The organism is Clostridium cuniculi (assembly GCF_004353185.1).
Lineage (GTDB): Bacteria > Bacillota > Clostridia > Clostridiales > Clostridiaceae > Clostridium > Clostridium cuniculi.
The window spans coordinates 1-15,411 of record NZ_SMUS01000026.1; the positions used below are offsets into that span (position 1 = coordinate 1).

The 15,411-nt window shown below is 27.8% G+C and carries 11 protein-coding genes; 10 read left to right on the forward strand and 1 reads right to left on the reverse strand.

Going from position 1 to position 15,411, the window contains the following annotated elements; genetic code table 11:
• Positions 1–332: 332 nt before the first annotated feature.
• From EJJ37_RS13020 to EJJ37_RS13060, 9 genes are all read left to right on the forward strand, one after another.
• Positions 333–2,345: an amylo-alpha-1,6-glucosidase gene (locus EJJ37_RS13020; RefSeq protein WP_133016015.1), complete on the forward strand. Its 2,013-nt coding sequence runs from the start codon at positions 333–335 to the stop codon at positions 2,343–2,345.
• Between the two features lie 165 nt (positions 2,346–2,510).
• Positions 2,511–2,765, forward strand: a complete 255-nt coding sequence (locus tag EJJ37_RS13025; protein WP_133016016.1) for a hypothetical protein — start codon at positions 2,511–2,513, stop codon at positions 2,763–2,765.
• A 195-nt stretch (positions 2,766–2,960) separates the two neighbouring features.
• Positions 2,961–5,966 (forward strand): beta-galactosidase, LacZ type, encoded by a 3,006-nt coding sequence (gene lacZ / locus EJJ37_RS13030; RefSeq protein WP_133016017.1) that lies wholly within the window; start codon positions 2,961–2,963, stop codon positions 5,964–5,966.
• Positions 5,967–6,079: 113 nt separating this feature from the next.
• Positions 6,080–7,456: a dihydropyrimidinase gene (hydA, locus tag EJJ37_RS13035; protein WP_133016018.1), complete on the forward strand. Its 1,377-nt coding sequence runs from the start codon at positions 6,080–6,082 to the stop codon at positions 7,454–7,456.
• A 222-nt stretch (positions 7,457–7,678) separates the two neighbouring features.
• Positions 7,679–8,323 (forward strand): manganese efflux pump MntP, encoded by a 645-nt coding sequence (locus tag EJJ37_RS13040; protein ID WP_133016019.1) that lies wholly within the window; start codon positions 7,679–7,681, stop codon positions 8,321–8,323.
• Between the two features lie 119 nt (positions 8,324–8,442).
• The gene (locus EJJ37_RS13045) at positions 8,443–8,940 is read left to right on the forward strand and encodes a hypothetical protein (protein ID WP_133016020.1); all 498 of its coding nucleotides are present in this window, start codon (positions 8,443–8,445) and stop codon (positions 8,938–8,940) included.
• A 68-nt stretch (positions 8,941–9,008) separates the two neighbouring features.
• A complete protein-coding gene (locus tag EJJ37_RS13050; RefSeq protein WP_133016021.1) occupies positions 9,009–9,560 on the forward strand; it encodes a GNAT family N-acetyltransferase in 552 nt (183 codons plus the stop codon).
• 160 nt (positions 9,561–9,720) lie between these two features.
• Positions 9,721–11,175 carry a nicotinate phosphoribosyltransferase gene (locus tag EJJ37_RS13055; RefSeq protein WP_133016022.1) on the forward strand — a complete coding sequence of 485 codons (1,455 nt, stop codon included), beginning with the start codon at positions 9,721–9,723 and terminating at the stop codon, positions 11,173–11,175.
• Between the two features lie 276 nt (positions 11,176–11,451).
• Positions 11,452–13,017, forward strand: a complete 1,566-nt coding sequence (locus EJJ37_RS13060; protein ID WP_133016023.1) for a C40 family peptidase — start codon at positions 11,452–11,454, stop codon at positions 13,015–13,017.
• 100 nt (positions 13,018–13,117) lie between these two features.
• Here EJJ37_RS13060 and EJJ37_RS13065 read toward each other — a convergent pair whose 3' ends face one another.
• Positions 13,118–14,056, reverse strand: a complete 939-nt coding sequence (locus EJJ37_RS13065; protein WP_133016024.1) for an L-lactate dehydrogenase — start codon at positions 14,054–14,056, stop codon at positions 13,118–13,120.
• A 371-nt stretch (positions 14,057–14,427) separates the two neighbouring features.
• On the opposite strand from EJJ37_RS13065, the gene EJJ37_RS13070 reads away from it, so the two are divergent.
• Positions 14,428–15,408: a J domain-containing protein gene (locus tag EJJ37_RS13070; RefSeq protein ID WP_133016025.1), complete on the forward strand. Its 981-nt coding sequence runs from the start codon at positions 14,428–14,430 to the stop codon at positions 15,406–15,408.
• Positions 15,409–15,411 lie beyond the last annotated feature (3 nt).

A 15,411-nucleotide genomic window follows, 5' to 3' on the forward strand; every position in this document is an offset into this window, starting at 1 on the left:
AGAAAAAATGAAATATTAATTTGGAAGGGCCATTGAAATTAAGCCGTAGAATTTAATAATTGATGGAGTAAAGTTGCGTAAAGAAGTTTTTACTGTTTGAGCGAATAGCGAGTTTAAAAACTTTAGCAAACTTTACGGAATCAATTATATAAATTCTAGGTGAAAATTTCACGGTTACTGGAAAATAAATATTTCATTTTTTCGCTTCCACGTAACGAACAATTTAGCAGTTTTAGTGTAAAAGTAGCAGATATGTTTTATTGTTTGTAAAAAAAAACTTATGTATAATTTCATTATCGGAATATAACTTAGTAAAAGAAGGGGAAGAATATATGTATAAGTATGGAAGAGGAATGTGGAAAACAATAGAAGATGGTAATGAATTATCATGGGTAGTTGGTAATGGAATTGGTGGATATGCTAACCATACTGTTGCTGGTGGAGCTGCACAGGCTTTTCATGGATATTTAATAGCTTCATTAAATGCGCCTGTAAATAGAAAGCTTATACTTACAAGAGTACAAGAGCAAATTATTATTAAAGATAGAGAGTATGATTTAACATCTCAACAATATATAGGAACTTCAAAAAATGGACAAGAGTATTTAGAACAGTTTATTTTGGATACGGTTCCAGAGTATAGATATAGAGTTGAAGATGTTTCTATAAATAAAACTATAGCTATGGAGTATGGACATAATACTGTTGCTGTATGTTATGAAATTGAAAATGGGAGTGAGGAAGCTAAATTAAATTTAGTTCCGTTATTTAATTATAGGGAAGCTGGAGAAACAAGCGAAAGATCAGAATTAAAATTTAATGTTAAGGTAGATGAAAAAACTTTAACATTAATACCAGATAACAATAAAGATATAAAAATAGAGTTTTATACATCAGAAGGAAATTATTATGATAGAAGTTTAATACCTACAAGTATGGCAACACCAAATTATTTAATAGAGGAAAATCATTTTTATATGATTGATCATAGAACCGGATTCTTAGGTGTAGATAATCATTACACACCATATGAAGTTCATATTGAATTAAAACCTTTTGAAAAGAAAAAGTTTTATATTAAGTGTACAATAGAAGGATTAGATGAAAAATCAGGATTTGATATTGTAAAAGAATATAAAGTAAGAGCAGAAGAATTAGTTGAAAATGCAGATTTAAAAGATGATTTTGCTAACAATTTAGTTAAAGCAGGAGATCATTTTATTGTAAATAGAGAAAGTACAGGATTAAAAACTATATTAGCAGGACTACCTTGGTTTACAGATTGGGGTAGAGATACAATGATTGCATTCGAAGGTTTGACTTTAGTAACAAAAAGATTTAGTGATGCTAGAGAAATATTAGAGTCATTTGCTAAATATATAAAAAATGGATTAGTTCCTAATGTATTTCCAGATGCTAATACTGAGCCAGGATATAATACTGTAGATGCTTCATTATGGTATTTCCAAGCTGTTTATAAATACTTGAAGTATACTGGTGATTTAAGTGATTATAGGTTCATAGAGGAAAAAATATATCCAAAATTAAAAGAAATATATAAAGCTTATGCAAGTAAGACAGACTTTTCAATCGGTATGGATAGTGATGGATTAGTTTTTGCTGGTGGAGGACTCGATCAAGTTACTTGGATGGATGTTAGAGTTGGTGATTATGTTGTAACACCAAGACATGGAAAGCCAGTTGAAATAAATGCTTTATGGTATAATGCACTAAAGATAATGGAGGATTTAGCTAGTAAGTTTGGTGATGATAATAGTGAATATATAGAGCTTTCTGAAAAAGTTAAAAAATCATTTAATGATAGATTCTGGAATGAGGAAAAGAGTTGTCTTTATGATGTTGTAGATGAAAATGATGATAAAATAAGACCAAATCAAATTTGGGCAGTATCATTACCATTTTCTATTTTAGATAGAGAAAAAGAAAAAATGATAGTTAATACTGTGTATAAGCATTTATATGCTACTTATGGATTGCGTTCACTTTCATTTATGGATAAAGATTATAAGAAAAAGTATATAGGAAAACTATTTGATAGAGATTGTGCTTATCATATGGGAACAACATGGGGATTCTTAATAGGTGGATTTATAACAGCTTACTGTAAGGTAAATGATTATTCTAAGGAATCTATAGATAAAGCAAATTATATGTGTAAAGTATTCGAGGATACTATGAGAGATGGATGTATAAATGGTATAGCCGAAATTTTTGATGGAGATTTTGCATCTACTGGAAGAGGTTGCTATTCTCAAGCGTGGAGTGTTGCAGAAGTATTAAGAGCATATACTCAAGATGTAATGCCATATTTAAATAAAAAATAATATAACTTATAAGCCCTATGGAATATTTAAATTACTAATATTCCATAGGGTTTTAATTTTTATAAATATTATTAAATAATCATAAGTAAATAATATTATTAAAATATTAAACATATAACTAAGGTATATGCATAAGCAAATAAATTATATTGGAGGTAAGTTTAAATGGATAAGAATGAAAAAATTCTATTAGGAACGGCATGTTTTTTTGCGGGGGCAGTAGTAGGTTTTTTAATATCACCTATTAAAAAAGGTATCTATTGCGGTAATAATAGTGGAAATAATTATGGGGATAATGATGCAGAGAATAATACTGCTGATAAAGATGAACTAGACAAAGTTTTAGATGAAGTTTTAGATGAAGTTAATGAGGCAATAAACAATGCAACAAAAGAAAAAAATGAAGAAGTAGTAGATTAATAAGGTATGTAAAGAGCTTACAATATATAAATGTTTATATATTGTAAGTTTTATAAATAATAAACAAATTTAAAATATTAACAATATATATATATTTAAACAAATAAGTATATTATAAGATAAATATTGTGATAAAATATAAAGGATAAGTAAAAATATCATTATAAAAAATTAGAGAAAAGAGGGGGAAGGGAAATGAGAAAGTTTGATTTAAGTTATTTAGAGAATTCAGAGATTTATGAAGTTAATAGACTAGAATCTAAATCTGATCATAAATTTTATAGAAATTTAGATGAACTATTAGAAGATAATTCTTCTTTTAAAATAGAATTAAATGGAGATTGGAAATTTCATTATAGTAAGAACTTGGATGGGATAATTAATAATTTTTATGAAGAGGATTACAATACCGAAAGTTGGGATAATATAAAAGTCCCAGGACATATTCAACTTCAAGGATATGATAAACCACATTATGTAAATACTATGTATTCTTGGGATGGACATGATGATATTCTACCTCCATTAGTTCCAAAAAGATATAATCCTGTTGGATGTTATGTAAAAGAGTTTGATATATCTTCAGAATTTTTTGGTAAACCATTACATGTTTCTTTTGAGGGGGTTGAAAGTGCTTTCTATTTATGGTTAAATGGTAAATTTGTTGGATATAGTGAGGATAGTTTTACTCCAGCTGATTTTGATTTAAGTAGTTTATACAAACAAGGTAAAAATAAATTAGCTGTGATGGTAGTTAAGTTTTGTAGTGGAAGCTGGCTAGAAGATCAAGATTTTTGGAGGTTTTCAGGAATATTTAGAGATGTGTATTTATATACAAAGCCGGAAACACATATAAATGATATTTTTGTCCATACAAATCTTAAAGATAACTATAAAAAATGTGACTTAGATGTTGATTTAAAAATTGAAGGAAATTTAGATTCAGTTATTAAAGCTACATTAATAGATAATAGCAATAATAAAATTTTAGAAAAAACTCAAAGTATTGAAAGTAGTACATTAAGCATAAAAGAAGAGGTAACAGATATAAAGCTATGGAGTGCAGAAGAACCAAATCTTTATACTTTGCTAATAGAGGTTTTAGATAAAAGCAACAATATAATAGAAGTTATACAACAAAAGGTTGGATTTAGGGCTTTTGAAATGATTAATAATATAATGCATATTAATGGGAAAAGAATTATTTTTAAAGGCGTAAATAGACATGAGTTTAGTTGTTATACAGGAAGATGTGTTAGTAAAGAGGAAATGCTTTGGGATGTTAAAACAATGAAGAGGAACAATATTAATGCAGTTAGAACTTCTCATTATCCAAATCAAAGTTATTTCTATGAATTATGTGATGAGTATGGGCTTTATGTTATTGATGAAACAAACTTAGAAAGTCATGGTACATGGCAAAAGATGGGGAAAATAGATTCTAAATGTGTTGTTCCAGATTCAAAGAAAGAGTGGAGAGAATGTGTTTTAGATAGAGCAAAATCTATGCTAGAAAGAGACAAAAACCATCCATCTATAATTATTTGGTCTTGTGGGAATGAAGCATTTGGTGGAGAAAATATTTATTTAATGTCTGAATATTTTAGAAATACTGATAGTAGTAGATTAGTACATTATGAAGGGGTATTTAATGATAGAAGATATAATAACTCTTCGGATATGGAAAGTAGAATGTATGCAAAAGTAAAGGATATAGAAGAATATTTAAACAACAATCCAGAAAAGCCATTTATGTTATGTGAATATACTCATGCTATGGGAAATTCTAATGGCGCAATGTATAAATATATAGAGCTTGAAGAGAAGTATCCAATGTATCAAGGTGGATTTATTTGGGATTTTATTGATCAAGGATTAATGACTAAAGATATTTATGGAAAAGACTATCTAGCCTTTGGTGGTGATTTTGGAGATAGGCCTACAGATTATAACTTCTGTATGAATGGCATTATTTATGCGGATAGAAAAGAATCAACCAAAATGCAAGAAGTAAAGTTTAATTATCAAAATATAAAGATAGATGTTAATTTCAATTCTGTAAAGATAAAAAACAATAATTTATTTATAAATTTAGATCAATATGATATTATTTGGGAATATTTAAGAGAAGGAAATGTTATAGAATATGGAAAGTTAAATATATACCTTGAAGCAGGTAATGAAATTGAGATAAAGTTACCAATATCTAAGAAAAGTAATTCAGGTAATTACACAATAGATGTAAAAGCTGTATTGAAGAATGATACTTTATGGGCACAAAAAGGTTATGAAGTAGCTTTTGGACAAGATTACTATGAAATTTTAGATAATAATGAAGAATATGATGGAAAAATAATTGTAAATGATTGTGATGTTAATTTTGGAGTAAGAGGACGAAATTTTGAAGTAATTTATTCAAAGAATTATGGCGGATTAATATCATATAAGTTTAATGGAAGAGAATATATTAATGAAATTCCTAAGCCTAACTTTTGGCATGCACCAACGGATAATGATAGAGGAAATTCAATGGCATTTAGATGTGCAACATGGAAAATAGCTAGTCTTTATGCTAAAGCTATAGATATAAAAATTTCTTGTGATGAATATAAAGCAAGTATAACTTACACATATGCATTACCAACGACTCCAGAAAGTAAGTGTAATGTAACATATACTACATTAGGAGATGGAAGTGTAAAGGTAAAAATGGATTATAAGGGAGTAGAAGGATTACCTAATATGCTAGATTTTGGAATGATGATTAAAATACCTTGTGTATATGATAACTTAACTTGGTTTGGTAGAGGAAGTGAAGAAAATTATTCTGATAGAAATAAGGGGGCAAGATTAGGTGTTCATAAGAATAAGGTCATTGATAATCTATCAAAATATGTTATTCCACAGGAGTGTGGTAACAAAACTGATTTAAAATGGGCTAAAGTTACGGATAATACAGGTAATGGATTGGTGATAGCTGGTAATAATTTTGAATTTAGTGCACTTCCATATACTCCACATGAGTTAGAAAATGCATATCATCACTATGAGTTACCACCAGTTTATCATACTGTTATAAGAGTATCATTAAAAAACATAGGTGTTGGAGGAGATGATAGCTGGGGAGCTATGCCGCACGATGAATATTTAATACCTTCAAATAATGATATGAGTCTTGAGTTCACTATTAAAGGAATATAAAAGCATTTAAATTATAGACTTTAAAAAAAGTTTTATTTATAAAAGGAATATCAGATAATGATATAGAAGATATTTTATATAGAATAGGTATAAAAAAAGAGGGGTTGGATTAGATGTCATTATTAATAAAAAATGGAGTTATAGTTACTGCTAGTGATAAATATATGGGTGATATTTTTATTGAAAATGAAATTATAAAGGAAATAGGTTTAAATATTACTAGAGTAGCGGATGAAATAATTGATGCTAAGGGGAAGTATGTTATTCCAGGTGGAATAGACATACACACGCATTTTAATTTACATGTAGGCAATGCTGTTGCTAATGATGATTTTTATACTGGAACTATTGCAGCTGCTTGTGGAGGAACAACAACAATTGTTGACCATATGGGATTTGGACCAGAAGGATGTAATTTAAAACATCAAGTTTACGTATATCATGAATATGCAGATAATAATGCTGTAGTAGATTATGGGTTCCATGGAGTTATACAACATGTTGATGATGAAATACTAAATGAAATGAAGGAAATTATTGATGAGTGTGGAATCCAAAGTTTTAAGGGATACTTAACTTATGATTATAAAATAGATGATGATAAAATGATAAGGGTTTTTGAAAGATTAAAAGAATTGGGTGGAATAACAACAATACATTGTGAAAATCATGGAAGTATTCAATATTTAAGAAAGAAGTTTGTAGATAAAGGCTTCACAAGTCCTAAATATCATTGTTTAAGTAGACCAGTAGAAGCTGAAGGAGAAGCTGTAAATAGAATGATTAAATTAGCTAAAATAGCTAATTATGAAGGGTTATATGTTGTTCATTTATCAACCAAGGATGGATTAGAGCATATAAAAAAAGCAAGAGAAAGTGGACAAAATGTTTATGCAGAAACATGCCCACAATATTTATTGCTAGATGAAAGTAAATATGAATTAGAAAATAATGAAGGGTTAAAATATATAATGAGTCCACCACTTAGAAGTGCTGAGAACTGTGAGGCTCTATGGCAAGGTATTAGTGATGGATATATACAAACTATAGCAACAGACCATTGTCCATTTTCATTTAATAGAGATAAGCAGTTAGGAAAATCAGATTTTACTAAATGTCCTAATGGTGCACCAGGAGTTGAAGAAAGAATGGCATTAATTTTTTCCGAGGGTGTAATGAAAGAGAGAATAAGTATAAATAAATTTGTAGAGGTATGCTGCACAAATCCTGCTAAAATATTTGGGTTATATCCTAAAAAAGGAACAATAGCAGTTGGAAGTGATGCAGATATTGCCATAATAGATCCTAACAAGGAAGTTACTTTGACTACTGATAAACTTCATTCTAATGTAGATTATACAGCTTATGAAGGATTTAGACTTAAAGGATATCCTATATTTACAATATTAAGAGGAAAGATAATTTCTAAAGATGGAGAGTTTGTAGGAGAAAAGGGATATGGAAGGTATTTGAAGAGAAATAGGATATAAGCAAATGATTGACACATAAATAATATAATAGTATAATATGTTGGTCCTGTGAGGGAGTAGTTAGCATGTAAATGTGGTTATGTCAACATAATGGTTTTGAATGAAACCTGGCTTAATCTTAAATAACGAGACTCATGGATGCTTTTTTTGCATCCATGAATCTCGTTATTTTTTTGCATATAAGTAAAATTTTAAGAGAAAATAATAGTGAGGAGAATGATTATGAACATTATTACAATTGTACTTACAGCATTTGCTTTAGCAATGGATGCATTTGCTGTATCAGTTACTAAAGGAATGACTTTAAAAAATTTAACTAAGGGAATAGCTATAAAAATAGCTTTATTCTTTGGAGTTTTTCAAGCTGCAATGCCATTAATTGGATGGATGTTAGGAATAAGTTTTCAAGGGTATATAAAAGCTATAGATCATTGGATTGCTTTAATATTACTATCAATTTTAGGTGGCAAAATGATTTATGAGTTTTATGAGAATCGAAAAGAAGCAGCTACAGAAAAAGAAGAGGCTGTAAATGAAGCAAGTACTACTTTAGAAGAGGAAGAAAAAAGTAAAGGGGAATTATCAAATAAAGAATTAACAACTCTTGCCATTGCTACAAGTATAGATGCTTTAGCTGTTGGAATAAGTTTTGCATTTTTAAATGTTAACATAGTTTCTTCATCATTAATTATTGGGTTAATAACATTTATAGTCTGTTTTATTGGTGTTATTGCAGGTAAAAAAATTGGTGGAATATTTAAAGATTATGCTGAACTTATAGGTGGAATTATTCTTATTCTTATAGGTATAAATATTTTTAATGAGCATACAGGTTTTATAATGAATTTAATACACAACATCTTTTAGTAAAGTAAGCTGCCTTATAATGAGGCAGCTTAAATTCTTTTATAATAGTTTTTATGAATAAGTTCCGTAATGAATTTAAATGCATATATTAAATATAATTAATTTCTGAGGTTGGTATTTTGAGTAGTAGAAAAAAACAAATACGATACATTCCAGGATTAAGAAATTATAAATCAAGGGAACATAAAGCTAATAATTATAAAAAAACACATGGCTATAATTTAAGAAATAATTATAGTAAAAAAAATAATATATTGAGTAGAGTGTTAATTATATTAGGAATAATAGTAATGGCTATAGGTATTATAAATATATTTAAATATACAATTGTATATTCTCCTCTTAAATTTTTTGGAGCAAGTAAAGGAGGAGTAAGTTTTGCAGCAAGTACAATATTATTGTTTATTGGGATGATAATAATAGTATTTAAAAGAAAACATATATTGGGAGCAATTTTAATATTTGTAGGAATAATAAGTATAGTACTTTCAATATTTCTTTCTTTAAAAATGAGTTTATTACCAATTTCTCTTCTTAAAGCAATATTAATTTTTGGAGCTATTTTTGTTGGAGCTGCATTGATAGTCAAGGGTATGTTAGAATTTATAAGAAAATAATATTGTAATTCTACGTATATACAAAGTAAAATTTTTATTAGGTAGAAGAAAAGTTTGGAGGTATAGATTTGAGTAATATATTGAAATTAAAAAGAAAAGATGGAGTAGAAGTTCAAGCTGAGTTAAAAGAATTAAATATGTCTTATTTAGATAAAATTATGGAATTACAAAAAATAATAATAGATGGACTTGAAAATAAAGAGTTATATGCCGATACAGAAAGAGAAGAGTTTGAAGAGTATATAAAGAAAAATGGAAAGATAATTGGATGTGTTACAGAAGGTGACGAGCTTATTGCAATGGGAGTTTATGCCAAGAAGGGGCAGGATAAATCAAACTATGGATATGACATAGGATTAGATGATGAAGAAGTATTAAAAGTGGGACAAATAGAATCTACTGTAGTTAAGGAAGAGTATAGAGGGAATAAGCTTCAAAAAATAATATGCAAAGAGTTAGAAAAAATTGCTGTAAAACAAGATACTAAGATGTTATGTGCTACAGCATCGCCATATAATGAATTTAGCGTAAATACATTTAAGAGTTTAGGTTATGAAATTAAAAAGGATAAGTTAAAATATGGTGGATTGAGAAGATATGTTTTAGCAAAGATAATTTAAGATTAATGCTTAAAAGAAGATAGTTTATCTTTTTTTAAGCATTTTTTATATTTTATAGACAAGTATGAGTAAAAGTTTATGATATAGCAAAAAATAATAAAAATGTGATTATAAAAATTAATTTAAACTGAGGAGTTTTATAATTTAAAGGAGCATTAATATGATAAAAATAAGCTTAGAAGATGAAAGAAATTTAAGTATGTTAGTAGATTTTTATGAATTTACCATGGCAAATGGATATTTTAAAAATAATTTAAAAGATAAAATAGTTTATTTTGATATGTTCTTTAGAAAAAATCCTGATAATGCAGGATTTGCAATTGTAGCTGGTTTAGAGCAAGTAATTGAATACATAAAAGGTTTAAATTTTACTAAAAATGATATTGAATATTTAAGAGAAAGAAAGCTATTTAGTGAAGAGTTTCTGGAGTATTTATTAAACTTTAAGTTTACAGGTGATATTTATGCTATAGAAGAAGGAACTCCTGTATTTCCAAATGAACCCTTAATAACTGTTAAAGCAAAAGTTATAGAAGCACAGTTAATAGAAACAATGTTACTCTTAACAATTAATCATCAAAGTCTAATAGCTACAAAGGCAAATAGAATACGAAGAGCTGCAGGTGGAAAAGAAGTATTAGAACTTGGAGCAAGGCGTAGTCAGGGATATGATGCGGCTATATATGGTGCTAGAGCCGCCTATATAGGTGGTGTAGATGGAACTGCCAATACTATTGCAGATGAGATATTTGGAGTTAAGGCTGTAGGAACTATGGCTCATTCATGGATACAATTATTTGGTGATGAGTATAAAGCTTTTGAGACTTATGCCAAAACATATCCGGACAATTGTGTTTTATTAATAGATACTTATAATGTTTTAAAATCAGGTATAATTAATGCTATTAAAGTTTCTAAAGATGTATTAGAGCCACAAGGAAATACCCTTAAAGGTGTTAGATTAGATAGTGGGGATCTAGCATATCTTTCAAAAGAAGTAAGGAAAATATTAAATATAAATGGACTAGAAAATTGCAAAATACTTGCATCTAATAGTTTAGATGAATATATAATATCAGATCTTATGAATCAAGGAGCTTGTATTGATATATTCGGAGTTGGAGAAAGATTAATAACTGCAAAATCAGAACCGGTGTTTGGAGGGGTATATAAGTTAGTTGCAGTTGAGGAGGAGGGCAATATAGTTCCTAGAATTAAGTTATCAGAAAATATAGAAAAGGTCACAAATCCAGGTTATAAAACAGTTTGGAGGCTATTTGATAAGGATAATAATAAGGCTATAGCAGATGTATTAACATTAGGAAATGAGATAATAGATGATTCAAAGGACTATGAGATATTTGATCCTATATATACATGGAAGAGAAAAGTTGTAACAAATTATTATGCAAAAAAGATACAAGTGCCAATTTTTATTCAAGGAAAATGTGTTTATAAAACACCAAAGTTAGATGATATTAGAAAATATTCCTTAGAACAAGTTGAATCATTGTGGGATGAAGTAAAGAGGTTTAATAATCCACAGGGATATTATGTTGATTTATCAGAAAAGTTATGGAATCTAAAAAATGATATGATAAAAAATTTCAGATAAAATAGATTAAATTTATTAAAATATTATAAAAATGTTTATATTTGAAAATAATTAAGAGCAATCTAATTTAAATTTATTTATTAATAAACAGATTGCTCTTAAATTTTATATATTTTTCATATAAGTATAAAAAAGTCAATAGAATAAATTAAAATTTGTAAGAAATAATAAAAAAATAAGAATAATATGTTAAAATATATGGCAAATTACAGTGAAAAAATATATAATTTATTATGTAAAAATATATTTTAAAATAGGCGGGGGATGTAAAAAAAAATGCAGAGAAAAAAGCTGAAAAAGATAATTGCTATTTCTGGTGTTGTTGGAACTATTTTAGCTGTAAAAACTGTACCAGCTAGTGCTACAGAAGTAAATAGTGGAATATCAGTAGCTTCCATAAGCAAAGGACAAGTTGTCAATGTAACTTCAACTCTAAGAATTAGAGAGTCAGCAAGTACAAGCTCATCAGTATTAGGAACTATGAGAAATGGTAGCACATTTGATATCATTTCTAAAAGTGGAAGTTGGTATCAAATTAAGTACAATGGAATAACTGGTTATGTTCATGGAGATTATGTAAAAGAGATTGCAGCATCTTCGTCAATATCAACAAAAGGTAAAGTCTATAACGTATCTACTAATTTAAGAGTAAGAAGTGGAGCTTCTACAAGTTCATCAATATTAGGGTATCTTACTAACAATACGGAAGTAACTATAGTTGGCTCAGAAGGTGAATGGTATAAAATACAATATAACAGCGGATACGGTTATGTAAGTAAGGAATATATCACAACTAATGTAAATTCAAGTAATAATACAGGAAGTAATAATACTGGAAATACTAGTTCTTCAGAAACTGAAATTAATAAGACTGGGTACGTTTATAATGTAAGTAGTGGAGGACTTAGAGTTCGTAAAGAAGCATCTACTAGTTCAACTGTTTTAGGAACTTTATATTCAGGTAATTCTGTAAATATAGTAGGTGAAACAGGAAGTTGGTATAAAATTAAGTATAATTCATCATATGCTTATGTTCATAAGGACTATATAACTGAAAATAAACCATCTTCAGAATCAAGTTCAAATACTGGAAATAGTAGTTCAACACCTGATAGTAATAATTCATCTCAAGCAATGAATACTGTAGGAGTTGTTACAAATGTTTCTTCTAATCTAAGAGTAAGAAAGCAGCCTTCTTCAAGTGCAGTAGTATTAGGATATTTACTTAATAATGAAAATGTTAATATAACTGGAAAAGAAGGAAATTGGTATAAAATTAACTTTAAAGGATCAGTAGGATATGTAAGTGCAGATTATATAAAAATATCTACTGGAAGTGATAATACTAGTGGAAGCAATAGTAGTAGTGGAAGCAATAGTAATACTTCAGTTTCTAATGCATATAACATTGTTTTAGAAGAATTAAAATCTCATATTGGGTCTCCATATGCTTATGGTGGTTCAGGAGAGTTAGTTACTAATGCATCAATACAAACATTAAAGAATAGGTTCCCAGATTATGCTTCTGCAGGTAAGTATGATACTTTATATCAATACGTTGATAGTGGAGTAAGAATGTTTGATTGCTCTGGATTTATGCAATGGGGATTTAGTAAAGCTAATATAAGCATTGGAAGAACAACTTATGACCAAATAAAAAGTGGAGTAGAAGTATCATTAGATAGTGTACAACCAGGAGACTTATTATTCTATAGCAATTTAGGACATGTTGGTATGTATATAGGAAATGATCAATGGATAGAATCTCCGAATTCTGGTAAAACTATAAGAATAACTAATGTTCCATGGAGTTCAATAGGAAGAGCTAGAAGAGTTTTATAAAATTTATTTAGTTATTAAAAAAAGTATTATCTTAGTATTAATATAATAACTTAAATTAATAAAAAACTGTATCTAAATTTGATACAGTTTTTTATTGTTTTTATTTATCATTAATTCTATCGATATATTCTTTCATTAAATTGGCTGATGACACAAATTTTTCTTGTTCAGTAGGTGATAATTGAATATTTAATACTTTTTCTATACCATTTCTTCCAAGTATAGTAGGAACACTTAAATAAGCATCATTAACACCATAATAGTCATTTAATAAAGTTGAAACAGTTAGAATAGTTTTTTCATCTCTAATAATAGCTTCAACAATTCTTTCAAGAGTTATTGCAACAGCAAAAGCAGTAGCGCCCTTTCTTTTAATAACTTCATAAGCACAATTTTTAACATCTTCAGCTATAACAGTTTCAGTTTCTTTATCCCAAGTTATAGAGTTTTGTTCAGAAAAGCTTTTTACTGGTATGCTACCAATCATTAATGATGACCAAGTTACAAACTCACTATCACCATGTTCACCTAGAACATAACCTTCTACGTTTCTTCCGTCAATTCCAAAATATTTACCAAGTAAGCTTCTAAGTCTTGCTGTATCTAGTACTGTACCTGATCCTATTACTCTTTCTTTAGGGAAACCAGAAAGTTTATATGTCATATATGAAAGAACATCTACAGGGTTAGATACAACTAATAATATTGAATTTGGACTTAATTGCGCAAGTTTTGGAATAAAGCTTTTAAATATTGCATAGTTTTTATCTACTAAATCTAATCTAGTTTCACCAGGTTTTTGTGGTGAACCAGCAGTTATTATAATTATATCTGAATCTTTAGTATCTTCTAAAGTACCTAAAGTAACATTACAAGGTCTACATAAAGAACTACCATGCATTAAGTCTAGAACTTCCCCTAATGCCTTTTCTTGATTTATATCATTAATTACAATTTCTCGTGCTATTCCTTTTTGTAGTAAGGCAAATGCTGTTGTAGCACCAATTGCACCTGCACCAATTATTGATATTTTACTCATAACTTCACCTCGTTTATTTAATATATATAGTATTTTCTATTTTGAAAAATATATTATATATATAAGGAATAATTATTATTATTTGATATATATTATATACATCTAAAAAATAGAAATCAACCATAATATACATAAAAATAACAAAAAAAAGAATAAATGTAATAATATATTTTAAAAAGTCGAAAATTGCAATATGAATTATTGATAAAAGAAATGTTTTTTATAATTATTTTTTACTTCAATTTCTTGGATATATGTACTATTTGAGGGTTTATAATAAAATTGATATAATCATTAATGTGTATAGAATATGAAGATTTATATATAAGTAGCAAACAATATATAAATATGCAATGATGGGAGGATAGCTAGTGAATTACTATAAAGTTTTAGGTATTGAAGAAAATGCTACTCAAGAAGAGATTAAAGAAGCGTATAATAGACAAGTTCAAACATTTAAAGAAGAAGTAAAAGATGAAAAAAGATTAGAAAAATTCCTAGATTTGTTTAAAGAAGCATATGATGCATTAAATTATGAAGAAAGTATAGTACAAAATCAAATGGAAGAAATATTCGATGAAGAAGTCAGTGCTTTATTTAAGAAGAATAAAATTGAAGAAAAACCAGTTGATATATCGTTAAATAAAGATGAAGTTAAAGTCGCAAATCAAAATATAGAAAATAGTTATGCAGCTACTGTTTTAATGAGTAGAGAAGAAATATTGAAAGAGTCTTTAATCCAACATCATGAACCTGAAGAAGAAAGAATTATATTTAAATCAAAGGAAGATTTTGAGGAGTGTGATGTTTTTTTTGATGATGATGATGAGGAAGAAGATTTTGAAGAAAAAATTATAAAAAAGATAAAGCAAAAAAATCCTTATAAGAAGAATAAAAATAGTAGTTCTATTAAAAGAAATAGTATAAATAAAAATAATAAAGAGTATAATTCTAGAGACAGAGATAGAGACAGAGACAACATTGCTAACAATGAATATAAAGAAAAAAATAAGAAAGTTGTAGTTAAAAAAGAAAAAAATTCAAGTTTATTATTAATACCATTGAAAATATTAGTTTTACCTGTAATAGTGATATTATCTATATTAATTTTTATATGTAAAATAATAAGCATTTCATCTTGGTTAGTATCAAAGGTTATAATAGTTGGAGCTATTGCTATTGCAGCTATTCATGGTTATCGAATTTATATAGGACAAGTAGCTAGGGAATATAATATTTTTGTTGCTTGTGGTATAGGATTTATAGTTTCTATATTTTTACCAAGCATAGTTAGAATAGTACCTAATACCTTACAAGGAATCAATAATAGTTTAAAAGATTTTGTATTTTAAAAT

Excerpts from the sequence above, each read along its gene's own strand:
- hydA (WP_133016018.1), top strand. The coding sequence starts at position 6,080 with ATGTCATTATTAATAAAAAATGGAGTTATAGTTACTGCTAGTGATAAA.
- EJJ37_RS13025 (WP_133016016.1), top strand. The coding sequence starts at position 2,511 with ATGGATAAGAATGAAAAAATTCTATTAGGAACGGCATGTTTTTTTGCG.
- EJJ37_RS13020 (WP_133016015.1), top strand. The coding sequence starts at position 333 with ATGTATAAGTATGGAAGAGGAATGTGGAAAACAATAGAAGATGGTAAT.
- lacZ (WP_133016017.1), top strand. The coding sequence starts at position 2,961 with ATGAGAAAGTTTGATTTAAGTTATTTAGAGAATTCAGAGATTTATGAA.
- EJJ37_RS13060 (WP_133016023.1), top strand. The coding sequence starts at position 11,452 with ATGCAGAGAAAAAAGCTGAAAAAGATAATTGCTATTTCTGGTGTTGTT.
- EJJ37_RS13065 (WP_133016024.1), bottom strand. The coding sequence starts at position 14,056 with ATGAGTAAAATATCAATAATTGGTGCAGGTGCAATTGGTGCTACAACA.
- EJJ37_RS13055 (WP_133016022.1), top strand. The coding sequence starts at position 9,721 with ATGATAAAAATAAGCTTAGAAGATGAAAGAAATTTAAGTATGTTAGTA.
- EJJ37_RS13040 (WP_133016019.1), top strand. The coding sequence starts at position 7,679 with ATGAACATTATTACAATTGTACTTACAGCATTTGCTTTAGCAATGGAT.